General features: G+C 64.6%; 21 protein-coding genes and 2 tRNA genes. 12 read left to right on the top strand and 11 right to left on the bottom strand.

The features are described from left to right. Positions 1-44: 44 nt before the first annotated feature. Positions 45-740, bottom strand: coding sequence for a hypothetical protein (locus EV641_RS14480; protein ID WP_132472542.1), 696 nt, complete (start codon positions 738-740; stop codon positions 45-47). 215 nt (positions 741-955) lie between these two features. Here EV641_RS14480 and EV641_RS14475 point away from each other — a divergent pair, with 215 nt between their 5' ends. Further along, positions 956-1,927 carry an alpha/beta hydrolase family protein gene (locus tag EV641_RS14475; RefSeq protein WP_132472540.1) on the top strand — a complete coding sequence of 324 codons (972 nt, stop codon included), beginning with the start codon at positions 956-958 and terminating at the stop codon, positions 1,925-1,927. Between the two features lie 21 nt (positions 1,928-1,948). On the opposite strand, the gene EV641_RS14470 is transcribed toward EV641_RS14475, so the two are convergent. Further along, positions 1,949-3,637: a bifunctional UDP-sugar hydrolase/5'-nucleotidase gene (locus EV641_RS14470; RefSeq protein WP_132472538.1), complete on the bottom strand. Its 1,689-nt coding sequence runs from the start codon at positions 3,635-3,637 to the stop codon at positions 1,949-1,951. A gap of 98 nt (positions 3,638-3,735) precedes the next feature. Continuing rightward, complete coding sequence (gene hisC / locus EV641_RS14465) at positions 3,736-4,815, bottom strand: histidinol-phosphate transaminase (protein WP_132472536.1); 1,080 nt, start codon at positions 4,813-4,815, stop codon at positions 3,736-3,738. A gap of 26 nt (positions 4,816-4,841) precedes the next feature. Between hisC and EV641_RS14460 the strand changes: the two genes are divergently transcribed. The 6 genes from EV641_RS14460 to EV641_RS14435 all read left to right on the top strand — a co-directional run bounded on the left by EV641_RS14460 (position 4,842) and on the right by EV641_RS14435 (position 9,318). Further along, on the top strand, positions 4,842-5,588 hold the full coding sequence (locus tag EV641_RS14460) for a dienelactone hydrolase family protein (RefSeq protein ID WP_241997231.1): 747 nt from the start codon (positions 4,842-4,844) through the stop codon (positions 5,586-5,588). A gap of 76 nt (positions 5,589-5,664) precedes the next feature. Further along, a tRNA-Ser gene (locus EV641_RS14455) sits at positions 5,665-5,756 on the top strand. Positions 5,757-5,798: 42 nt separating this feature from the next. Next, positions 5,799-5,871 (top strand) — tRNA-Arg (locus tag EV641_RS14450). Between the two features lie 149 nt (positions 5,872-6,020). Beyond that, complete coding sequence (locus EV641_RS14445) at positions 6,021-7,667, top strand: NAD(P)/FAD-dependent oxidoreductase (RefSeq protein ID WP_132472534.1); 1,647 nt, start codon at positions 6,021-6,023, stop codon at positions 7,665-7,667. Further along, complete coding sequence (locus tag EV641_RS14440) at positions 7,664-8,458, top strand: SDR family oxidoreductase (protein ID WP_132472532.1); 795 nt, start codon at positions 7,664-7,666, stop codon at positions 8,456-8,458. Before EV641_RS14445 ends, EV641_RS14440 begins: the two co-directional genes overlap by 4 nt. 32 nt (positions 8,459-8,490) lie before the next feature. Next, complete coding sequence (locus EV641_RS14435; RefSeq protein ID WP_158289175.1) at positions 8,491-9,318, top strand: mycofactocin-coupled SDR family oxidoreductase; 828 nt, start codon at positions 8,491-8,493, stop codon at positions 9,316-9,318. Between the two features lie 27 nt (positions 9,319-9,345). Here EV641_RS14435 and EV641_RS14430 read toward each other — a convergent pair whose 3' ends face one another. After that, positions 9,346-9,669 (bottom strand): hypothetical protein, encoded by a 324-nt coding sequence (locus EV641_RS14430; protein ID WP_241997223.1) that lies wholly within the window; start codon positions 9,667-9,669, stop codon positions 9,346-9,348. A gap of 120 nt (positions 9,670-9,789) precedes the next feature. Between EV641_RS14430 and EV641_RS14425 the strand changes: the two genes are divergently transcribed. Beyond that, a complete protein-coding gene (locus tag EV641_RS14425; protein ID WP_054713392.1) occupies positions 9,790-10,479 on the top strand; it encodes a PadR family transcriptional regulator in 690 nt (229 codons plus the stop codon). A 64-nt stretch (positions 10,480-10,543) separates the two neighbouring features. Here the strand turns inward: EV641_RS14425 and EV641_RS14420 are convergent, their stop codons facing one another. The 4 genes from EV641_RS14420 to EV641_RS14405 all read right to left on the bottom strand — a co-directional run bounded on the left by EV641_RS14420 (position 10,544) and on the right by EV641_RS14405 (position 14,851). Further along, the gene (locus EV641_RS14420) at positions 10,544-11,302 is read right to left on the bottom strand and encodes an IclR family transcriptional regulator (protein ID WP_054713399.1); all 759 of its coding nucleotides are present in this window, start codon (positions 11,300-11,302) and stop codon (positions 10,544-10,546) included. A gap of 195 nt (positions 11,303-11,497) precedes the next feature. Continuing rightward, positions 11,498-12,403, bottom strand: a complete 906-nt coding sequence (gene bphC, locus EV641_RS14415; protein ID WP_132472528.1) for a biphenyl-2,3-diol 1,2-dioxygenase — start codon at positions 12,401-12,403, stop codon at positions 11,498-11,500. Positions 12,404-12,453: 50 nt separating this feature from the next. Then, entirely contained in the window at positions 12,454-13,635 is a 1,182-nt protein-coding gene (locus tag EV641_RS14410) for a hydroxylase (RefSeq protein WP_132472526.1), read from the bottom strand. A 37-nt stretch (positions 13,636-13,672) separates the two neighbouring features. Continuing rightward, positions 13,673-14,851, bottom strand: coding sequence for a Rieske 2Fe-2S domain-containing protein (locus EV641_RS14405; RefSeq protein WP_054713393.1), 1,179 nt, complete (start codon positions 14,849-14,851; stop codon positions 13,673-13,675). Between the two features lie 143 nt (positions 14,852-14,994). Here EV641_RS14405 and EV641_RS14400 point away from each other — a divergent pair, with 143 nt between their 5' ends. Then, positions 14,995-15,816, top strand: coding sequence for a class I SAM-dependent methyltransferase (locus tag EV641_RS14400; RefSeq protein ID WP_054713394.1), 822 nt, complete (start codon positions 14,995-14,997; stop codon positions 15,814-15,816). A gap of 9 nt (positions 15,817-15,825) precedes the next feature. On the opposite strand, the gene EV641_RS14395 is transcribed toward EV641_RS14400, so the two are convergent. Then, positions 15,826-16,719 (bottom strand): TIGR03619 family F420-dependent LLM class oxidoreductase, encoded by an 894-nt coding sequence (locus tag EV641_RS14395; RefSeq protein ID WP_054713400.1) that lies wholly within the window; start codon positions 16,717-16,719, stop codon positions 15,826-15,828. 309 nt (positions 16,720-17,028) lie between these two features. On the opposite strand from EV641_RS14395, the gene EV641_RS14390 reads away from it, so the two are divergent. After that, on the top strand, positions 17,029-18,261 hold the full coding sequence (locus EV641_RS14390; RefSeq protein ID WP_132472524.1) for an acyl-CoA dehydrogenase family protein: 1,233 nt from the start codon (positions 17,029-17,031) through the stop codon (positions 18,259-18,261). Then, the gene (locus EV641_RS14385; protein WP_132472522.1) at positions 18,261-19,415 is read left to right on the top strand and encodes an acyl-CoA dehydrogenase family protein; all 1,155 of its coding nucleotides are present in this window, start codon (positions 18,261-18,263) and stop codon (positions 19,413-19,415) included. Before EV641_RS14390 ends, EV641_RS14385 begins: the two co-directional genes overlap by 1 nt. A 37-nt stretch (positions 19,416-19,452) precedes the next feature. Here EV641_RS14385 and EV641_RS14380 read toward each other — a convergent pair whose 3' ends face one another. Together EV641_RS14380 and dcm are read right to left on the bottom strand one after the other, a co-directional pair. Continuing rightward, the gene (locus tag EV641_RS14380; RefSeq protein WP_132472520.1) at positions 19,453-19,866 is read right to left on the bottom strand and encodes a very short patch repair endonuclease; all 414 of its coding nucleotides are present in this window, start codon (positions 19,864-19,866) and stop codon (positions 19,453-19,455) included. Positions 19,867-19,889: 23 nt separating this feature from the next. Beyond that, the gene (gene dcm / locus EV641_RS14375) at positions 19,890-21,035 is read right to left on the bottom strand and encodes a DNA (cytosine-5-)-methyltransferase (RefSeq protein ID WP_132472807.1); all 1,146 of its coding nucleotides are present in this window, start codon (positions 21,033-21,035) and stop codon (positions 19,890-19,892) included. Positions 21,036-21,189: 154 nt separating this feature from the next. Here dcm and EV641_RS14370 point away from each other — a divergent pair, with 154 nt between their 5' ends. Next, positions 21,190-21,756 (top strand): AAA family ATPase, encoded by a 567-nt coding sequence (locus EV641_RS14370; protein ID WP_054719212.1) that lies wholly within the window; start codon positions 21,190-21,192, stop codon positions 21,754-21,756. The last annotated feature ends 351 nt before the right edge of the window (positions 21,757-22,107 follow it).

The raw sequence follows: 22,107 nt of genomic DNA, 5'->3' as shown, positions 1-22,107 counted from the left end.
CTTGCAAGGCGGTAGGCCGCTGGTATGCCTGTTCGGACAGGCAGTCAGATGCTGAAGGCCCAGATCACCATCGCGATCGCGGCTATGCAGAAGAAGGCGGTTGCGGCAATCGCACCCCACTCTGTCGGACTGAGGTTCTTTTGCTCACCGGAGGGGGCCTCTTGCTTACCGGACACCCTTCGCGGAGTGAATGTCGACGATTCCACTTCGAATGTGTGGTCTGAATCCTTAGGGGCGGGAGTCGAAGTTGGGGTTCGTGGTTGTGCCGCAGGGCGCGTCGATACGTGGAAAGCGGGGGTCAGTGCCACCATCAGTGAAGTAAGGAGAAGGAGCGAGCTCACACACAACAGCCACAGACCCCAACCGGCGACTATGACCGTCTCGGTCGAACCCGACGTCGTCGAATTATCGCCGAATGCGGTTGGGATATGCCGGAGACCTGTGAACCCGGCAACCGTTGTCACAATTCCTGCCAACGCGCCAATCGCCAGAATGAAATTCGAGGCGACTGTGGAACGTAGTAGCAGGACGGCTACGGCGATACCGCCCGCGACGATCGCGATCTTGCCGTCTGGAGTTGTCGTTCCGCTCAACGCGATGGGTCCAAGCGGCGATATAGTCAATGCCCACGGGCCCAGGCAGGCGATGATGACCGCCCCCGCACACACAAACGACGCGAAGTATCCGATGGAGTTCACACCCGACAACGTCGATGGTGGGTGTGATTCGACAGCAGCCATGATTGATCCCCTTAGATGATTGGTAATTGAAGCACATTGCCTAATATGTCGGGAATGTCTCGCTAGATCGATCGTGACGGAACGATCTTGTTCTCAAGATCGGTTGTCGGGCACGGTGTGCGGCGCCGACTACTAGGGTCGCTTCCAGTTGACTTGACCCGGACATGCCGGACGGGTTGAGATCGAACTCCGGTCGTCGGGGGACGAGGAGCTGTATGCACAAGAGGTCGATCGCCGCCTTTGCCGTGGCGCTGCTGTTACCACTGTCCTGCCCTGTGGTCGGGCACGCTCAGCCATCTCCACAGGCTGCGGTGATCGATCGCACCGAGCACATCACCGACAGCCGCACGGCGCTGTTCGTGTTTTCGCCTTCGATGGGGAGCGTCGTGCAGGTCCAGGTGCTTCACCCGGCGTGGGACGGACCGCGCCCGACGCTGTATCTGCTTGACGGCGTCGGCGCGGGTGAAGAATCCGAGTACCACGAAAGTACCTGGACGAAGGAGACCGACATCGTCGACTTCGTTGCGGACAAGAACGTGAATGTGGTGCTTCCCGTGGGTGGAACGGGTAGCTACTACACCGATTGGCAGCAACCGGATCCGGTCCTCGGGGTCAACCGGTGGGAAACGTTCCTCACCGAAGAACTCCCGCCGATCATCGACGCGCGATTCAACGGCAACGGAACCAACGCGGTCGCCGGGCTGTCGATGGGCGCGACCGCCGCGATGATGCTGATCACCCGCAAGCCGGATCTGTACGAGGGCGTCGCAGCGTTGAGCGGTTGCCTCGACACGCAACAGGACTCGACCCGTAACTCGGTGCGCGCCACGGTCGTCTACAAGGGTGGCAACCCCAACAACATGTGGGGTCCGCCGGACGATCCGGACTGGGCTGCGCACGACCCCTACGTGCATGCCGATCAGTTGCGCGGCAAGGAGGTGTTCATCAGCACCGGCAACGGGCTGCTGGGTCCTCACGACTTCGCGGTGGCCAACGAGCCGATGTCGACGGGCGTCCCGCTCGAGATGGGCGCGTTCATCTGCACCCTCACATTCGATCGCAGACTCCGCGAGCTGCATATTCCTGCGACCGTCGTGTACCGGCCGTGGGGCACCCACTCGTGGGGGTACTGGGAAGACGACATCAAGACCGCATGGCCCACGCTGGAGGATGCGCTCGGGCTCTGACCGTCGGAGTGTCGGTGGATCTCAGTGCATGTGTATGCGGTCTCGGGCCGGAGGCCGACACGGCGTGGGGCTCGACAGGAAGGTGGTCAGGGCCGTGAGTTCCTCGCCTGCCCCGATCCGCGACCGGGCCTCGGCGAACACGGAGAATCCGTCGCTGCCACCAGCGAGATAGTCGTTGACGGCGACGGAATAGGTGGCGGCGGGCTCCAGCGGAGCACCCGAGACGGTGATGTCGCGTACCCGCTGCCCGGCGGGCGCAAGCCGGTCGAGGGTGTAGTGCAGGTTGTGCGACGGTGCCAGAATCCGTTCGTGGTCGGCTCCCGCGACGTCCGTCTGGAACTGTTGTTCGAGCACGGCTGTGAGCTGAGCGCCGGTCAGTTCGAGGATCTGGAGGAGATTTCCGAACGGCTGTACTCCATAGGCCTCGCCGTAGGTGATGGCACCATCGTCGTCGTAGTACAGGTCGCCGCGGAGCCCGCCCGGGTTGGTCAACGCGATCTGCGCTCCGAGCGGCGCGGTGGCGGCGAGCTGGGCGTCGGCGACAAGGTTGCCGAGCGCCGATTCACCGCTTGCGGACGGGTCGCGGGTGATGTCGGCGGCGATTCGTCCCACCTCCCGTGCGGCCGTGTCGGACGCTTTGTCGGCGACCCGTGCGACGAAATCCTCGGTGCGTGGATCGGGAGTGATGTCGTGGGTGATCACCTGGTTGAACGCGACTGTCCGGTCGCGTACGACGTCGCGGGTCGTCCGGTCGATTGCGATATCGGCAACGGAAAGTATGCGTCCGTGCGAGGCGCCCTGTAGGACGGTGCGCTGATTACCGGCCGGGTCGGGGTAGCTGCAGTTGAACTGCCCGTCACCGTCGGAGGTGACGATGAGATCCACATGTGGAGAGATAGTGGAGGTGATGGTTTTGGCTCGGCCGTTGTCGAGGCTGCACGGATCGGAGTCGATTCTGGAGGCGATATCGCCCTTGAACAGCAGGATGATGGAGCGGACCCCGAGTGAGTCGAGGATGTCGGCGGTGCGGTTGACCGCTTCGATCTCGTCGCCGAACCGGAGGCCTTCGATCGCGTCGTGGCGTATGTACTCGGGAGTGTTGTGGGGCAGGATCCCGATCGCGCCGACGGGGATCCCGTCGACGTAGCTGATATCGAACGGCAGCGCAGCCGGCACCCCGTCCGAGGTCGTGACATTGGCCCCGAGGAACGGGAAGGTTGCACCCTCGAACGTCTCGGTGAATTGACAGCCGGACTCGGGGTGGCATCCACCGTCACGTAGTCGTTGCAGCTCCGCGAATCCGTTGTCGAACTCGTGGTTGCCGAGTGCTGCGGCCGTCACATCGAGATCGTTGAGAAACTCGACGGTGGGTTCGTCGTGGAACAACGCCGATTCGATCGGCGAGGATCCCCAGGAGTCGCCCACCGCGTACAACAGCGAGTCGTCGGCCTGTCCGCGGAGCTGACGTACATACGCCGCGAGGTATGCAGCGCCACCAGCGGGCACGGATTGGCCGTCCGAGCGAACCACATCGCTGCGCGGGCCCTGGGCCGGCAGCAGATTGCCGTGCAGATCACCGAAGGTGATCAGACGCAGCGGGGCTGTGTCGGGAGGCAGCGCGCCGGCCTGCCCGACGGCGGTAGCAGTGACCACGGCGGCGACCGTCGCCACGACGGACAGGGCCCGTCGCAGTGCCGAGCGTGCGCCCATCCGTTCCTCCGTGCTCACCGGTCAGTGCAACCGGTCGAGTCTGACAGCGGCGGATAACGCGCCCGATACCCAGCGATAACGGTTGGGTCTCGCCAAGATCAGGCGACTCCCGCGATTTCCCGGCCGGTACCTGTCGCATAGGCCAGGAACAGGTCGTTCTCGTGTGGATCGCCGATCGAGATGCGGGTTCCTTCCCCCGTGAAGTTGCGCAGGATCACACCAGCCTCGACGGCAGCGGCGGTGAAAGCCGCCGAGTTCTCGCCCAGCGGAAGCCACACGAAGTTCGCCTCGCTCGGTGGCACCGAGTAGCCGGCCTCGAGCAGTGCATCGCGCACACGTTCACGTTCGGCCACGATGCCGTCGGTGCGTGCGAGCAGTTCACCCGCGGCTCCGAGCGACGCGATCGCGGCCTTCTGTGCGAGTGAGTTCACGGAGAAGGTCGTGTGGACCTTACTCATCGCGACGATGATCTCCGGGTCGGCGACGGCATAGCCGACCCGCAGGCCGGCGAGGCCGTAGGCCTTCGAGAAGGTGCGGAGCACCACGACGTTGCGGCGGCCGGCAGCGAGCGCGATTCCGTCGGCGAGGTCTTCGCCGGGGGCGTTGCGCATGTACTCGAAGTACGCCTCGTCGAGGGCCACGACGATGTGGTCCGGCACGGCGTCGAGGAACAGCTCGAGCTCGTCCTTCCCGAGGCACGAGCCCGTCGGGTTGTTCGGGTTGCACACGAAGATCAGCCGCGTGCGGTCGGTGATCGCCGCGAGCATCGCCTTCAGGTCGTGACCGTGGTCGGGAGTATTCGGTACCGGCACTGCGGTGGCGCCCGCGACCGCACAGACCACGGGGTATGCCTCGAACGACCGCCACGAGTAGATGACCTCGTCGCCGTCGTTGCAGGTGATCTGGACCAGCTCCTGACACAGGCTCACCGATCCACACCCCGCAGCGATACGGTCGGCCGGCATGTCGAGGCGTGCCGCCAGCGCCGCGATCAGCTCGGCGGAGCCGTTGTCGGGATACCGGTTGACGGTGGCTGCTGCTTCCAGGATCGCGTCGCGAACACTGGGGAGCGGACCCAGCGTCGTCTCGTTGCTGGCGAGCTTCACCGCGTTCGGGACGGTGCGTCCGGGAACGTAGGCGGGGATCGATGCAAGGTCGGGGCGAGTACGCGGAGTCACCAACCGATTATGCTCCCGAGGTTTGCGTGCGCGACTCGGACGGTCGTGCCATCGTGGAGACCATGCCGGAACTCAGCAAGGATGCTGCACCGTTGGCAGGGGAGGCGGGCGAGCTGCCGCTCACCGTTGTTCGTCCGGATGTGAGCCCCCGAGGTTGCATCGTGCTGCTGCATCGCGCGCGCGTGTTCTCGCCGACGCTGCTCGAGTTCATGGAGGCGTTGGCCGACGAGCGCTGGTTGATCGTGGCGCCGGATCTCCACAGTCGAGGCCCGGGATCCGATGAGGCGGCCCTGTTCGCAGAGGCGGCCCGCGTCAATGCCGACGCCACCTTCGCCTGGATCACAGCCGCCGGCATCGGGATGGACATGGTCGGTCTCCTCGGTTTCGACGAGGCGGGGACTGCAGCGATGTGGGTCGGGACCACGCGTCCCGTCGGCGCGGTCGTCAGTGTCGCGGCGCCGGGCATCGTCGAGTCGTTGCGCCCCGTCGTCCCGCCACTTGTCGACCTGGTGCGGTCGCTACGCGCACCGTGGCTGGGTCTGTACGGCATCGACGATCCGAACACGCCTCGGCGAGACGTCGAGCAGTTGAGCGACTCCGCGGCCAAGGCGGACGCACCGACCCTCGTCGTGAGCTACGAGGGCCTCGAACATCGTCCCGACGAGCCGCCGGCGACGCACTCGACCGCCGACCCGGACGAGGACCCTCGGGAGGCCGCGATCATAGACGCGAGGCGCAGAATCTTCGATTGGTTCGACAGTAACCTGCGTTGACCAGGTGTTTTGCTTTTCTGCAGAGGGGTTGTGTAATGTTTTGCCCCGGCGGTTCGAGAGAATCGAAACCCCGCAAGGAGGCGTGCCAGAGCGGCCGAATGGGACTCACTGCTAATGAGTTGTCCCCCTTACAGGGGACCGGAGGTTCAAATCCTCTCGCCTCCGCCACGATGGTGTAGCGTCACCGTCGAAAGAAAACTGAATACACCTGCGCCCGTAGCTCAACGGATAGAGCATCTGACTACGGATCAGAAGGTTAGGGGTTCGAATCCCTTCGGGCGCACAGCAGAAGATCCCCCTCGTCGAATACGGCGAGGGGATCTTCTTGTTTCAGTCGATTTCTCCACGGGCCGGTGCCTCCGCGACACCGTAGGGCCGCCCAGCGGGAGAACCCATAGCTGGGTGCTCGGTGGCATCCCTACCGTCGCCGCCATGACACAACCAGCAAATGTGGACGTCGTCGTGGTCGGTGCCGGCGTCGCAGGGATGTATGCGGTGCACCGTTTCCGACGGGACGGACTGACCGTGCGCGGCTTCGAGGCGGGAGCCGACGTCGGCGGCACGTGGTTCTTCAACAGGTATCCCGGAGCGCGGTGCGATGTCGAGAGCGTCGACTATTCGTTTTCGTTCTCCGACGAGCTGCAGCAGGAGTGGGATTGGAGCGAGAAGTACGCGACCCAACCTGAGATCCTGAGCTATCTGAATCATGTCGCCGACCGGTTCGATCTGCGCTCCGCATTCACCTTCGACACCCGCGTCGAATCGGCGGTGTTCGACGAGGATGCCGTCGAATGGGTGGTACGCACGGATGCGGGCGCGTGTGTGCGTGCCCGGTACTGCGTGTTCGCGACAGGTAGCCTCTCGGCGGCGAACACCCCGGACATTCCCGGACGAGACCGATTCGCCGGCCGCGTGCTGCACACCGCTGCGTGGCCGCACGACGGCGTCGACTTCACCGGCATGCGGGTCGGGGTGATCGGCACCGGCTCGTCGGGAATCCAGTCGATTCCGATGATCGCGCAGCAGGCCGAGCATCTGACGGTGTTCCAGCGCACCGCCAACTATTCGGTTCCTGCGGGTAATGCTCCGCTGACCGATGAGCACCGCGACGACCAGAAGGCGAAGTATGCCGAGAGGCGGCGCCTGTCGCGGCTGAGCGGAGGGGGCTCCCCGTTCCAGCCGCACCCCCGACGCGCGCTCGAGGTCGGTGAGGACGAGCGTCGCCGTGCGTACGAGGAACGATGGAACATGGGAGGGGTCCTGTTCGCAAAGACGTTCCCCGATCAGACGTCCGATCCGGAAGCGAACGACACGGCGCGGATCTTCGTGGAGGAGAAGATCCGGTCGATGGTTGTGGATCCGGTCATCGCCGACCGGCTCATCCCGAAGGACCATCCGATCGGCACGAAGCGGATCGTCACCGACTCCGGATATTTCCCCACGTTCAACCGCGACAATGTGACGCTCGTCGACCTTCGTGAATCACCGTTGGACGAGGTGACCGAGTCCGGAATTCGTACCGTGGGTGAGCACTACGATCTGGACGCGATCGTGTTCGCGACGGGATTCGATGCGCTCACCGGCTCGCTAGACCGCATCGACATCCGAGGCCGCGCCGACCGTACATTGCGCGAGCACTGGCGTGATGGCCCGCGCACGTATCTGGGCCTGGGCGTGGACGGTTTCCCGAACTTGTTCCTCGTCACCGGTCCCGGCAGCCCGAGCGTGCTCGCGAACATGATCCTCGGCGCAGAGGACCACATCGACTGGATCGCCGACGCCATCGGATACGTCGACCGGCATGGGTACAGGGGCCTCGAGGCGCGCACCGACGCGGTGGAGAGATGGCAGGCCGAGCTGGCCGAACGTGCCGACCGCACGCTGTTCCCTCGTGCGAACTCCTGGTACATGGGCGCGAACATTCCTGGGAAGCCGCGCGTATTCATGTTGTTCCTGGGTGGATTCGCGACGTACCGGGAGATTTGCGCGCACGCCGCCGAATCCGGTTACGACGGATTCGAACTCGTCGACGCCGTTCGGCGTCCGCGTCCGGATGCGGCCGAGGTGATGGCCGAATGAGGGCGCGTCTGGACGGTGCCGTTGTTGCGGTGACCGGCGCCGCCGGCGGCATGGGGAAGAGCCACTGCGTCCGGATGGCGGAGGAAGGCGCGGACATCGTGGCGATCGATCTTGCTGGTATCGACCTCGATTCGGTCGTCGACGCCGTCTCACGCACCGGGCGGCGGTGTGTGAGTGCTGTGGCCGATGTGTGCGATCGTGCGGCGATGGCCGAAGCGATGGCTTCGGCAGTACAGACCTTCGGCCCGCTGACGGCTGTGGTCGCCAACGCCGGTGTCTACGACACACCCGGACCGGCGTGGGCGGTGGCGACTGCAGACTGGCAACGCGCTCTCGATGTCAATGTCACCGGCGCGTGGAACACGGTGTCTGCCGCTGTACCGCACCTGGCAGATGGGGGATCGGTGGTGATCATCGCGTCCACAGCAGGTACCAGAGCGATCGCGACGGCCGCGCCGTACAGTGCCGCCAAGCACGCGGTGATCGGGCTTGCCCGCACACTCGCGAACGAACTCGGTGGCCGGGGGATCAGGGTGAACACGGTGCAGCCCGGATCGGTACGCACACCGATGATCATCAACCCGCAGGTATTCGCGCGGTTGTGCCCGGACATCGCCGAACCCACGGAAGCAGATGCTGCAGCTGTCCTCGCTGCACGGAACATCCTGCCGGTCCCGTGGGTGGATCCGGTGGATGTGAGCAATGCGGTGGTGTTCCTCGTATCGGACGAGTCCCGCTACATGACGGGGACATGTGTTCCGGTCGATGCGGGCCTGACGGAGAAGGTGTGAACGTGACGGAACTACTGGCGCAGACCAGGGGAGTGGGCAGGGTCCAGGGGAAGGTCGCACTGGTCACGGGAGCCGCTCGGGGAATCGGACGAGCACAGGCGGTGAGGTTCGCAGAGGAGGGCGCGAACGTGATCGCCCTGGACCTGTGCGGCACTGTCGAATCGGTGGTGACCGAACCTGCGAGCGTGGACGACCTCGCCATGACTGCCGACCTGGTCCGCGCATGCGGGGCAGAAGTGTGGACCGCGGTCGTGGACGTTCGGGATCGCGAGGGAATGGCTGCCGCGGTCGATGAGGCCGTCAGCGCCTCGGGTGGCCTCGACATCGTCTGTGCGACAGCGGGTATCACCTCATCAGGATCGGCCGTCGAGATGTCCGAGGACCAGTGGCGCACCATGCTCGATGTCAATCTGACCGGTGTGTGGATCACGTGCGCGGTCACCGCCGAGCACCTCATCGCGCGGGGTGGTGGCGCCGTGGTGCTCACGAGTTCGATAGCAGGACTCAAGGGACTGGTCGGTGTCGCGCACTACACCGCAGCCAAGCACGGCGTCGTCGGATTGATGCGATCACTTGCGAAAGAGCTGGCACCGCATGGAGTTCGGGTCAACACTGTGCACCCGACCAACGTCGATACCCTCATGATCCAGAACCGGCACGTGCGGGAGAAGTTCTGCCCAGGTACGCCCGATCCGAGCAGGGAAGAGTTCGCGAAGGCGGCACGCACCATGAATCTGCTCGACGTGCCATGGATCGACCCGGTCGACGTGGCGAATGCCGCGCTGTTCCTGGCTTCGGACGAAGCCCGCTACATCACGGCGGTGGCTCTCCCCGTCGACGCGGGGAGCACTCAGCGCTGAGTGTTGTGGTGACGCCGGGACCTGCCGTCAGTGGGTTCCGGCGTCACTGTCGCTGAAGCGGACCGGAGGCGGATCGTGGCGTGACGACAGGCCGATACGACCGGATTCGCACGCCTCGTCGATCGCGTGCCGTAGCGACGTGCAGGTCGGGCTCCAGCCGCCGGGCGACCGTTCGTGCACGAGTTGCGGGCACACCGTGCGCGCGGGCCATTGGACGCTCGTGTGGGCCTCGCTGAATTTCTCGACGAACACGGTCGTGCCGCATCCACACGACACAGGCTCCATGTGGTCGACCATGGGGTCCGTAGTGGGGTCGAAGCTTCGGCCGACATACTCGGATCGTTCCGTCATACCTGCTCACGGTACTGACGAAGCGATCCGGCGTGACCCCGTGTTTCCCGCCCAGCGGACGTGTTCGCTCAGCGGTCCACCTGCTCTCCGGGACTCGTCGCAGTTGTTAGGCTCGAGCAGATGTCGGATCACGAGGAGTTCGCCGAGCCGTCCTACCCGTCACTGCCCGCGACGAGTTGGGCGGTCCTCGGCATGCTCTCGTTCGGTGAGGAGCTTTCGGGCAATGACCTGAAGAAATGGGCCGACTGGAGCATCGGGTTCTTCTACTGGAGCCCGTCGGTCAGCCAGGTGTACGGCGAACTCAAGAAGCTCGAGAACATGGGGCTCGTCGAGTCGCGCGCGATCGTCGAAGCGGGCGTGCGCGGCCGTCGGGTGTACAGCGTCACCGCGGCGGGAAAGGCCGCGGTCGCAACGTGGTCGCGCCAAGCCCCGGTGGAGATCCCGGTCCTCAAGCACGGGGTGATGCTCCGGATGTGGCTCGGGCATCTCAACGATCCGGAACATCTCAAGGCGCTCGTGCGCGCTCATATCGACAACATGACCGAATTGCGTGATCGTGCGGCCCTGCACGCCGAGCATTCGTCGCGAGAACCAGGGTGGGCGTTTCCACGGATGAGCCTGCGGTGGGCGGTCCGGTACTTCGATGCGGAAATCGAACTGTCGCGTGGACTGTTCGACGAGATCGATGAGGCAGCACAACAGTTCGAGCGGGCGCGGTTCACTGGGGCCGGCGCCCTCGCGCCGCTCGAGCCCGGATCGTGGCGCAGTGTCGAGGAGATCGTCGAAGGCCTTCAGCGCGCCGGAGACTGAGCCGACGCGAGAGCCTGCCGGAACGCCGCCTGCTCGGAGGTGCTGCGCGGTGGTCGGGTGTCGTTCACGCGGGCTCCATGACCTGATGTGTGTGCCACGCGCGGGTCCGGCCGAGGACGGGCGAGACGCCGACGAGTTGGTCCTGGTAGTCACGCCAGATTCGAGTGGCGGCAGCGCGCACCGGGTTGGCGAGGCGATGATCGAATGGCATCGAGCGCACCGGCCCGCACACCGAGATCGCTGCGACGGGGGCGTCGTCCGGTCCGATCGGGGCTGCGACGCAGCCGAATCCGCGCAGTGATTCCTCTTTCTCGATGGCGAAGCCCGATTCTCGAGCCCGCGCGAGGTCTGTGTCTGCGAGTTCGGTCGCACCGGCGAGCATCACCTTTCCGGCCGCGGTGGCCCGGGCGGGCCTGCGACCGCCCACCCTGGTGGGCACCGCACCGGCGAGTCGTCCTCCGATCTTGTCGAGGTAGACGATGTCGGTGCCGTCGAGCACCGCGAGGTGTACGACGCAGCCGGTCATCCGGTGCAGTTCGTGCAGCACGGGTACCGCCGCGCTGTGTACTCGGTCCTGCGCGAGTGCAATCGATCCCAATTCGATCAGTCGCATGCCGAGTTCGTAGTCGCGTCCGTCGCGCCGCAGCCAGCGCATTCTCACGAGTTGGTCGAGCATGCGGTGCGCGGACGAGCGCGGCAGTCCGGTGCGGCGGACGACGCCTGACAGGGTCAGCCGTCCGGGGCCGTCGAACGCGTCGAGGACGGAGGACAGCCGGTCGAGGGTTGCAGTGGGCACGGTGGGACACGGGCTTTCGACAGTCACGGGGGCCTCCCTTGTGATCACCAAGCGTGTTTTCGGGCTTGACGTGGCAATTTCTAATCGAAATAGTGCCACAGTCGGCGCCCAGAGGGAAGGGGATTCGTGAACTGCATCACAAACGTGCAGGCCCCGCGGTTCCGAAGGGAACCGCGGGGCCCGAGGAAACGCCCGCTGACTGGGTCCGATGTGGCCGATCCGCTACATCGCCGCGAGAGGTTCGCTGCCCGACCAGTCGTGCCCCCAGTAGCTGTCGGCAGTGATCTCCTCGGCGCTGTAGTGCGCCTCGTCCACCTTCATGCCGTCCGTGCCGAATTCGATGTCCCAGCCTCCGGGCGCACGTACGTAGAACGACACCATCTTGTCGTTGGTGTGTCGGCCGAGAGTCGACGACACGGAGAACCCGTCCTTCATGACGCGGTCGAGCGCCTGGCCGACGGCGTCGAGCGAATCCACCTCCACCATGATGTGGATCAGACCCGGTGCACCCGCGTGTGGAGCCGGGCACAGCGCGAGACTGTGGTGCCGTTCGTTGATTCCGAGAAAGCGGATCCGTAGCGGCCCGTACTCGGGGGGTGCAGGAACGCGGAACGCGCCGCGAGACAGGAAACCGAGGACATCGGTGTAGAAATCGAACGAAGCCTGGGTGTCGAGCGCGGGCAGCACCACGTGGCCGAGGCCGAGCGCGCCCGTGACGAACCGTGCGCCGAACGGTGTGACCACGGGCGAGTGGTCGAGCACCGCGCCGTGGAACACCTCGAGTGCGGTGCCGTTCGGGTCGTCGAACGTGATCACCTCCTCCACACGCCTGGCATCGGCTTCCTCGAGCGACAGTGACTTGACGGCGACACCGGCCAGTTCGAGTTTCTCGGTGACCTGCTGCAGCGCGGCGTGATCCCGCACCTCCCATCCCACGGCAACCACTTCGTCGGTGTCGCCGGGAACCACCACGATGCGTGCGCAGCGCTCGTCCATCCGCAGATACAGCGCGTCGGGGTCGGGACCGGACCCGCGCGCGAACCCGAGGACGTCGAACGCGAGCGTCCTCCATCTGTCCATGTCGGTGGTCTGAATCCTGACGTAGCCCAGCGCCTCGAGATTCGTCATCGAGCAATCCTTCCGGTGAATCGAGTGTTGTGGTGCGGCATGCTCGGCGGTCAGATCATCGCCCTCAGCGGGCCCTCGGGTTCGACACCCAGCCGACTGAGTGACGACGCGTGGAACACCGTGCTCGGCACGTGGATCGCGTGGTGCAGGCCTGCGTGCGCGTCACGCCAGAAGCGTTGCAGGGGCTTGTCCATGCGCAGAGCGTTGCCACCGCAGCGCGGATAGATCCTGTCGATCGCATTCACGGCCCGCCACGCGGCCTGTACCTGGGTGCGACGTCCTTCCGCGCGCTGCGCGAACGTCGGTGTCTTCCCGGAGTCGACCAGATCCCACATCCGGTCCACGTTCGCCAGCAACGTGTCGCGGGCCGACTGCAGGTCGGCGACGGCCTCACCGATCGCGAAGAGGGTGTAGGGGTCGTCCTTGATGGCGGTTCCCTGCGCGTTGATCCTGTCGCCCTGGTAGACCTCGGCGTGATGGACCATTCCCTCGGCGATGCCGATGGTCGCGGCGGTGATGCCGAGGGGAAACATCGTCGACCACGGCATGAGATAGAGCGTCTCGGTGCGCCCGTACCGGCGCACCGCGGTTCCGTCGATCACCTCGTCGCAGTCCATAACCCGGTAGTCGGGGACGAATGCGTCCTCGACCACGACGTCCTTCGAACCGGTACCGCGTAGTCCCATGGTGTCCCACGAGTCCTCGATGATGCGGTAGTCGGTTCGCGGGATGATGACGTGGAGCATGCGCACGGGTTGTTCGGGCACCCCGTCGGGGGTGCAGGCAAGGGCACCCAGGAACGCCCAGTCGCAGTGATCGGTGCCGGACGAGAACTGCCAGCGTCCGGAGAACTTGTAGCCACCGTCGACCGGTACGCACATTCCGCCCGGCATGTACGGGGATGCCATCCACGTGTTGTCGTCCTCACCCCACACTTCTTCCTGCGCGCGAGGATCGGCGAATGCCAGCTGCCAGGGGTGGACGCCGACGATGCCGTGGATCCAACCGGCCGACGGGTTCAGTGATGCGGTACGCATCACCGTCTCGGCGAACTCGCGAGGATGGACCTCCTGGCCGCCGTACTGTTTCGGCTGGAGCATCTTGATCGAGCCGGCTTCCTTCATACGCTTGGCAGTCTCGTCTGCGAGTTTGCCGATACGCTCGGCTTCCTCACCTTCGACGAACAACTCATCCGCCATCGCATCGACACGGTTCAGCACTTGGTAACTCATGGGGTGTTCCTGTTCTTGCGAAGGATGTCGGTTGTGGTCAGGGGGCGGTGGAGTTGATGACACGGCCGGCAGCGATGTTCTCGTCGACTTCCCTGCGCCAGTTGGAGACCGCGCGGGTGGTGTCGATTTCGAACTCGAAGCGGGTCGTCATGTCGTCGGTGACCTCGGCGGCATCGACGTAGAACTGCTTGTACCAGCGGCGGAGCTGATAGACAGGGCCGTCTTCCTCGGACAGCAGAGGGTTGTCTATCGCTGCCTTGTTCTTCCAGATCTCGACGTCCTGCTCGAAGCCGAGTTCCACGCCTTCTGCGAACTGTGCGGCCATGCCCGCCGACTCCTCGTCGGACAGTCCGGGCAGCTTCTTGACGATCGCGCCGTACTGCAGCACGAATTCGTCGTTGCTCACCGGGTAGTGGCAGTTGATCAGTACCGTATTGATGGTCATGCCATTGGCCTGGCTCTCGAGCCAGTCGATCATGTATGACGGGCCGAAATAGGTGGCCTCGGATTGCAACTCGGCGTTGGGGTCGTCGTAGTTGGTGCCGACTATGACGTCCTCACGCCCGGTCGAGCGCATGTACTGGGTGGCGGTGTGTCCCTCGAACACGTTCTTGAAGTAGCGGGGGAACGAGTAGTGGACGTAGAAGAAGTGCGCCATATCGACGACGTTGTCGACGATTTCCCGGCAGTGGGAACCCTTGATGCGCAGGGTCTTCCACGACCAGTCGGTCCATTCATCGGTACCGTAGCCGTCGATGTGCGGGATCGTGACATCGTCGGGCGGAGGATTTCCTTCGGGGTCGTTCCACACGAAAAGCTGGCCGTTGCGTTCGAGTGTGGTCCACGCCCGGGTCCGGGCGAGCGGGGGAACCCGGCGGGCGTAGGGGATGTCGCTGCACTTACCCTTGCCGTTCCAGCGCCAGTCGTGGAACGGACACGCGATCGAGTCGCCCTTGATGGTGCCCTGCGCCAGGTTGCCACCCATGTGGCGGCAGTATGCATCGAGCACGTTGAGCTTTCCTCGGCTGTCGGCGAACACGACGAGGCTGGTGCCGAACACGTCGATCTGGTGAGGATTGCCGTCGGTGAAATCTCGGATCAGGCCGATGCAGTGCCATCCGCGTGCGAATCGTTTCGGGGGTGCCGCTGCTTCGATGACGCGGATCTCGTCCTCGTGCGAGGCGGTGGTATCGGGTTGGCTGGACAACGCAGTCATTGCTGGCCTCCGGTGTGGGCAGTGTGTGATGCACTGCATGGTCGAGATCGGGAAGGTCGAAGGGAAGCGGTGTCTCCCACTGGGCGGACGCATGATTCAGCGAAGCCGTTTCGATTAAGGGTCGCCTAACCTATATTGGGGCGATGGGTGCATCCATCTCGCTCGGCGAAATTCAGGAAACGTTGCTGATCCCGCTCTACGGGCGGGCGCTCGACGCGCGAAGGCGTCGCAGCGTGCTCGACGACCGCAAGGCCGCCGAACTCGTCGACACCCTCGACTACGACTTCGCCAAGTTCCGCGGCCCGTCACTGTTCGGATCGGTACTGAGGGCGTCCATCTTCGACGGGTACGTGCGCAGCTTTCTCGCCGAGCACCCCGACGGCACTGTCGTCGATCTCGGGTGCGGATTGTCGACACGATTCGAACGGCTCGACAACGGTCGCGTGCGCTGGTTCGACCTCGATGTTCCCGACACCATGGAGCTGCGCAGGCGCTTCTTCTCCGACAGCGATCGCTACACGATGATTGCGGGTTCGCTCTTCGACACCGATTGGTTCGACCAGGTAAAGGAGCGTGGCGGGCCGGTCTTCCTGCTGAGCGAGGCAGTGCTCCTGTACTTTCCGGCGGATCAGGTTCACGCGACGCTCGAACGTATCGTGGCGGAGTTTCCCGGAACCGGTCTCGCGTTCGACACCGGTGGCCGAGCGATGATGAACAGCCAGGACCGCAACCCGGTCTTCAAGGCGGTGCCCGCCCGGATGGTGTGGACGTGCGACGATCCGCGCACGCTCGAGCCGCTCGGGTTGTCGTTGCTCGAGTCCCGTACCTTCGCGTCGCCCCAGCCGGAGGTGGGGCGCATGTGGCCCCTGCGGTACCGGTTGGGACTCAAAGGCCTGCGCTATCTCGTTCCCCCGCCGGTGACCACGTACAAGCTCAACCGTTTCGAGACGGCGGCAGGGACGTAACCTCCCGCGTCAGGTGAGCCGGTCGATGATCCTCTCGTGGAAATCCTCGATCGACGCACGGTAGTGTTCCGCGCTGCCTCGCAGATGGTGTTGATCGCCGGAGTGCGTTCGCTCCCAGTTCGCCCACGGCGACACCATGACGCCGGTGATGCCGATCTTCTCGGCCTGCTTGTACAGCTCGAGGGACGGGGTATCGCGCAATCCCATGATGAAATCGAACGGTTCGTGCTCACGCCCGTACTCACGACGGAGATCGTTGATGCGCGTGATCCACTGTTCGGCGTCGTCGACTGTGTAGGCGGTGCCCACCCAGCCGTCGCAGTAGCGCGCCGCACGTCGCAGGGCCGCCTTCGATTCGCCGCCGCACAGGATCGGAACCGGCTGAGGTGGATGTGGCTCGATCATCATCTCGGGAATGTCGTAGTACTCGCCCTTCCACGACACCCAGCCGCCTTTCCAGAGTTCACGCAGGGCCTGGATCATCTCGTTGAGTCGAGCACCGCGGTTGTCGAAGTCCTGGCCGAGAAGTTCGAATTCTTCGCGCATCCATCCCGCGGACAACCCGATCGACACACGGCCACCGGCGATCGTCGCAGCGGTGCCGACCTGCTTGGCGACCTCGATGATGGGGCGCGAGGGGGCGATGTAGACGTTGTTTCCGAAGTGCAGGTTCTCGGTGACTGCAGCCATGGCGCCGACCAGTACCCACGCATCCGGCCATTCGGTATCGGCGGGCCAGAACATCTTGCCGCTCTCGTGGCCCGGATAGATCGTCTTCATTTCCTTGGGGAAGACGAGGTGGTCGGAGATCAGCATGCCGTGGAATCCTGCTTCATCGAGCATCCGCGCGACCGCCGGCATCTCTGCGGTCTTCATGAACGCTGTGCCGCTCCAGAACTTCATGTACTCGACTCCCGTATCGGTCGTACTCACGTGTCGGTCGTACTCACCTGGCAAGACGTGAAATCTCCGCAATAAGAGTAACTATAGGCAGTTTCGAGAATGATATTCCAGAGCGCTGTGGACGCCCAGGTACCTGAGGCGACTACGTGAACGACGGGTCGCACATATCCGGACGGGAATCTCTGCTTCAGCGATCGCTGATGTCTTGTTGACGTTCGGGTATGTGCGCCAGTAACCTCCGTTCAATCCTGAAAAGTTAACGTAGATTCGCACAATCGGTTGCGGCGAGCGACCCTGCTGGGAGACAACATGGAACTTGCGTGGTCAGCGGCCGAAGCCGCGTTCAGAGACGAGGTCCGCTCGTTTCTCGACGAGAAGCTGACACCCGAATTGCGTCGTGCCGGCACGCTTGCGACGAGCGTGTACTCCGATCACGAGGCGAGCATGGAGTGGCAGCGCATCCTGCACGATCGTGGTTGGGCGGCCCCCGCGTGGCCGGTCGAGTACGGGGGCTGCGATTGGACACAGACCCAGCACTACATCTTCGGTCGAGAGTCGGTCCTCGCCGGCGCTCCGACGCTGTCGCCGATGGGAATCAGGATGGTCTCGCACGCGATCATCGCCTACGGCACGCAGGAGCAGAAGGATTTCTTCCTCCCCGGCATCCTCACCGGTGAAGTGTTCTTCTGCCAGGGCTACTCCGAACCGGAGTCCGGGTCCGACCTGGCATCGCTCACGATGGCAGCGGTCGACGACGGCGACGACCTCGTCGTGACCGGCAGCAAGATATGGACGACACACGCCACCGAGGCGAACTGGATGTTCGCGCTCGTGCGCACGACCAAGTCCGAGAAGAAGCAGCACGGAATCACGTTCGTGCTGATCGACATGTCGACATCGGGCATCGAGATCCGTCCGCTGGTGATGACCTCCGGCGAAGAGGTTCAGAACCAGGTCTTCTTCGACGAGGTGCGGGTACCCAAGAGCAACGTCCTCGGCAAGATTGACGAGGGATGGTCCGTCGCCAAGTACCTGCTCGTCTTCGAACGCGGTGGTGCAGCAGCAGCGCCGGCCCTGCAGGTCATGGCCGAGAGGATCGCGGCCGCCGCAGCGGAGCAACCGGGCCCGGCCGGCGGAATGCTCATCGACGATCCCGCGTTCTCCGCCGCGCTCGCCGAGGCGCGCATCCGAACCGAGGTGCTCGAGATCCTCGAATACCGCACGCTGGCAGCATTGTCGGCGGGTAAGGACCCGGGGCCGGCGTCGTCGATGCTCAAGGTGCTCGGCACCGAACTCAGCCAGACGATTACGCGACTCGCGCTCGAAGCCGCCGGCCCGCGCGGCCGTGTCTATCAGCCGCACGCGACGAAACCGGGCGGCCCGGTCGCGGATTTCGTGCCGCCGAGCGACGACTACGTCAGCGGCGACGACTGGCAGGCGGTCGCGCCGTTGCGCTACTTCAACGACCGCGCCGGTTCGATCTACGCCGGTAGCAACGAAATTCAGCGAAACATTCTCGCCAAAGCAGCATTGGGGCTCTGATGGACTTCGGTTTGAGCAAGGAGCAGGAGCTCCTACGTGATTCGGTTGCCAAATTCCTCGCGAGCCGGTACGACCTGGCCCGCAGCCGGAAGGCCGCGACCACGGGTGCGGGCTGGCAGCCCGACATGTGGCGCGCATTCGCCGCCGAACTCGGCATCCTCGGCGCGACCCTTCCCGAAGACGTCGGCGGCATGGGCGGTGGACCGGTCGAACTCATGGTGGTGGCCGAAGAGTTCGGCCACGCGCTCGTCATCGAACCGTACGTCGACACGGTGGTTCTCGGGGGCGGACTTCTCGGCCGCGCAGGGGGCGTTCGTGCCAAGTCCGTTCTCGAGGCCATCGCGGAAGGCAACGCCGTCACCGCGTTCGCGGCAACCGAGCCGACATCCGGCTACGTGCTGCACGACGTCACCACGACCGCGCGACGCGACGGCGAGGAATGGGTGCTCGACGGCGCCAAGATCGTCGCGGGGAGCGCTCCACTGGCCACACACCTGCTCGTCACCGCCCGCACCGAGGGCGAGCGACTCGACACCGACGGCATCTCGCTGTTCCTCGTCGAGTTGGACGAGACGAACCCGCCCGACGGAATCGAGGTGCACTCGTACCGGACGATCGACGACCGTCGTGCCGCCGACCTCGAGTTCACCGGGCTGCGGCTGCCGGCCGATTCGCTGCTGGGGGAGCAGGGCCAGGCCTGGAGTTCGATCTCCCGGACGGTCGACGAGGCGATCACCGCCGTCGCTTCCGAATCCGTCGGGCTCATGCGCAAGGTGCTCGCCGACACCGTCGACTACTGCAAGCAACGTCAGCAGTTCGGCCAGGCCATCGGTAGCTTCCAGGTCCTCCAGCACCGCATGGTCGATATGTACATGGAGCTCGAGCAGGCCGTTTCCGCGGTCTACCTCGCGGTGCTGCACCTCGACTCCGACGACGCGGACCGGGCACGCGCGGTCTCGACCGCAAAGGCGACGACCAGCCGCGCAGCGCGGTTCATCGGCCAGAACGCGGTCCAGTTGCACGGTGGTATGGGAATGACCGAGGAGCTCGCAGTCGGTCACTACTTCAAACGCCTGACAGCGATCGAGTACGAGTTCGGCAGCGCCGAACAGCACATCGCTCGATATGCGGAGCTGACCAAGGCGTCGACGTAGGCGGTAGGTGAGGCCGGCCGGCCGTGACAGCGCTTCATTATTCGAGGGAGCGTTGGACACGGTCGGCCGCCGTCGTTGCGTCTTCGTGCTCCCACACCCGCACGACGGCCCACCCCGCGTCGGCGAGTCGTGCATCCGTGTCGCGGTCGCGGCGCACATTCGCCGCCAGCTTCGCGTCCCACCACTCGGCGTTGTTCTTCGGCGCGGTCGCGTGCACGGGGCATCGATGCCAGAAGCATCCGTCCACGTAGACAGCAACGCGTCGCCGGGGGAAAACCAGGTCGGCGCGTCGTCGCATGCCTGCGATCGGAGCGCGGTCCACGAAGAACCGCAGACCGCGTCGGTGTAGTTCCCGGCGTAGCGCCATCTCGGGTGCCGTGTCGCGCCGACGCTGCCGGCTCATCCGCGAGCGTGTGCGCGGATCGGTGGGTGGCCGGTCGGACGACGCCATACAGACTCCCTGCGCTCGGCGGCCTATGCCGCGACGGTCGGGAACCCGCCCATGCGGTCGAGGTGATTCTCCACGTCGTCGAGGAACCCGGGTGGAAAGCGCAGTTTGCCGGAGCGTGCGCGGCGTAGGAACCCGGCGGTGGCCCTGGCCGACAGCAACCGGGATTCTTCGAGGAATCCGCCGAGGTCCTCGTACGGAGCATGGACCGGCCACAGTGATTCATGGACGCGGAAGGTCTTACCCTGCGCACCCCACGCCGCGCTCGGCCATGGATCGCCCGCTGCCATGGGTGTCTCGTGATCGGCGGAGTACTCGATCTGGTGTCCGAGCCGGTGACCCACCCACGACGCCATTCGCACGCTCACCGCATTGCCGACGAGCCGCCACCGATGTCCGGGCTTGACGCCGGCGGCCTGGACGGCAGGCGCTGTCCAGTCGGGGTCGAAGCCTTGGAGGCGTTCGGCGTCGATCAGTCCCGGGGTGACGATCTCCCCCGACGGCAACCGCACCGCCGGTGGACTCGCGATGCCCAGCGTCGAGCCGCCCTTCAGAGTGGGGACTGCGTTGACCGCCCACCCCAGACCTCGAACGCCCTCGGTCCAGTAGAAACCGCACGGATAGAGGTCGGGCTCACCTTCGATGGGCATGCCTGCGTCTTCGCCGAACAACACGGTTCGCGGGTCGTCGGTACGGGAGGCGACCATCAGGACGCGCTGTCGGCGCTGCGGTAGACCGAAGGCACGAGCATCGACGACGCGGTACGCCCACGCGTATCCGAGGTCGCCCAGCACGTCTGTGATGTGTCGCATCGCAGCGCCCCGCCCGAGTTGCAGCATGAAGGGCACGTTCTCGATGACCAGCCAGCGGGGACCGTTCTTCCTCTTCACAAGCCGGAAGACCTCGTCGACGAGGCTCGACTTCGACCCGGTGATACCCGCTGTCCGTCCGGCCTGGGACAGGTCCTGGCAGGGGAAACCGGCCGCGACCAACTCTGTGTTCTGGGGCAGAGAGCGGAGGCGCGTCACATCAGGGTGCAGAGGAACGTCCGGAAAACGCGAGCCGAGGACAGCCTGCGCTCCGGGGTCGACCTCGCACAGAAGGCGGGTGTTCCACCCGTGTTCCGCCAGCCCCAGCTCGAGGCCGCCGATTCCGGCGAACAACCCGACCATGTTCCCCGTCGACGTCACGGCACCCTTCCTCGATCGGCTCAATCGAGAACGTTACTCGAGAGTTGTGGTGATCCGTGAGCCGACGCATGAACACGGTGTCGTACAGCGATGAAGTCCCTCCCCGACGCTCAGATCATTCGCTTACGGTGATTCCGTGGTTGCACAACGCGCCGAACCCCCACTCGTGGTGATCCGTGGTGCTTCGGGGTCGGGTAAGAGCACGGTGACCAAGGCGCTGCGACACCGCTTCGGTAAGGCGGAGTGCGCGGTCGTCGCCCAAGACAACGTTCGTCGCACAATTCTGCGTGAGCGCGATGAGCCGGGAGGTTTCAACATCGACCTCATCGAGATGATCGCGATGGAATGCATGAAGAGAGGGCGGCTGACCATCATCGAGGGGATTCTCGACACCGACCGGTACGGCGAGATGCTCGAGCGACTCATGACGTCGACCGACCGCCCCTTCTTCTATGCCTTCGACCTGTCGTTCGCGCAGACCCTCGACCGGCATGCCACGCGTCCGGAGGCGGCCGAGTTCGGCCCCACAGACATGCGCACCTGGTTTCGAGGGCACCAGCCGCTGCCTTTCGTCGCAGAGACCGTGTTCGACGTGTCCTGGTCTGTGGAAGCGGTGGTGGGCCGCATCTACGACGACCTGCGGTCCTCCATCGGCCGATTCGGTGCCGATGACGGCCGCGCTTCCGGAAGAAAATTCCTTTGACCTGGCGATTTGGTGTTCTCGCGAACCGTCGCGTAACTTATTCCAGGTCAGAGCGACACGGACACCGACCCGGACCGCAAGGTCAGGGACAACGAGGTTGGACGAAGACGCCTGAATTTCACTGGTACGACACCTTCTGGTAAGGTTTCGCACCGCCCCTGGTTCCGGAAACCGCACGGATTTGCGTCCGTGAGTGAAACGAACTAGGCTGGAACAGTTGCCTCGGAACGATCCGGATGTGTCCGGTGAGTGATGATGTGTGCGTGTTCTTTGAGAACTCAACAGTGTGCCGATGAATGTCAGTGCCAATATTTTTTGGTGCGACCCCCACATTTTTGTGGGTGGTTGTTT

This window comes from Rhodococcus sp. SMB37, assembly GCF_004345605.1.
GTDB lineage: Bacteria > Actinomycetota > Actinomycetes > Mycobacteriales > Mycobacteriaceae > Rhodococcus.
This window is presented reverse-complemented; position numbering and strand designations above follow the sequence as displayed.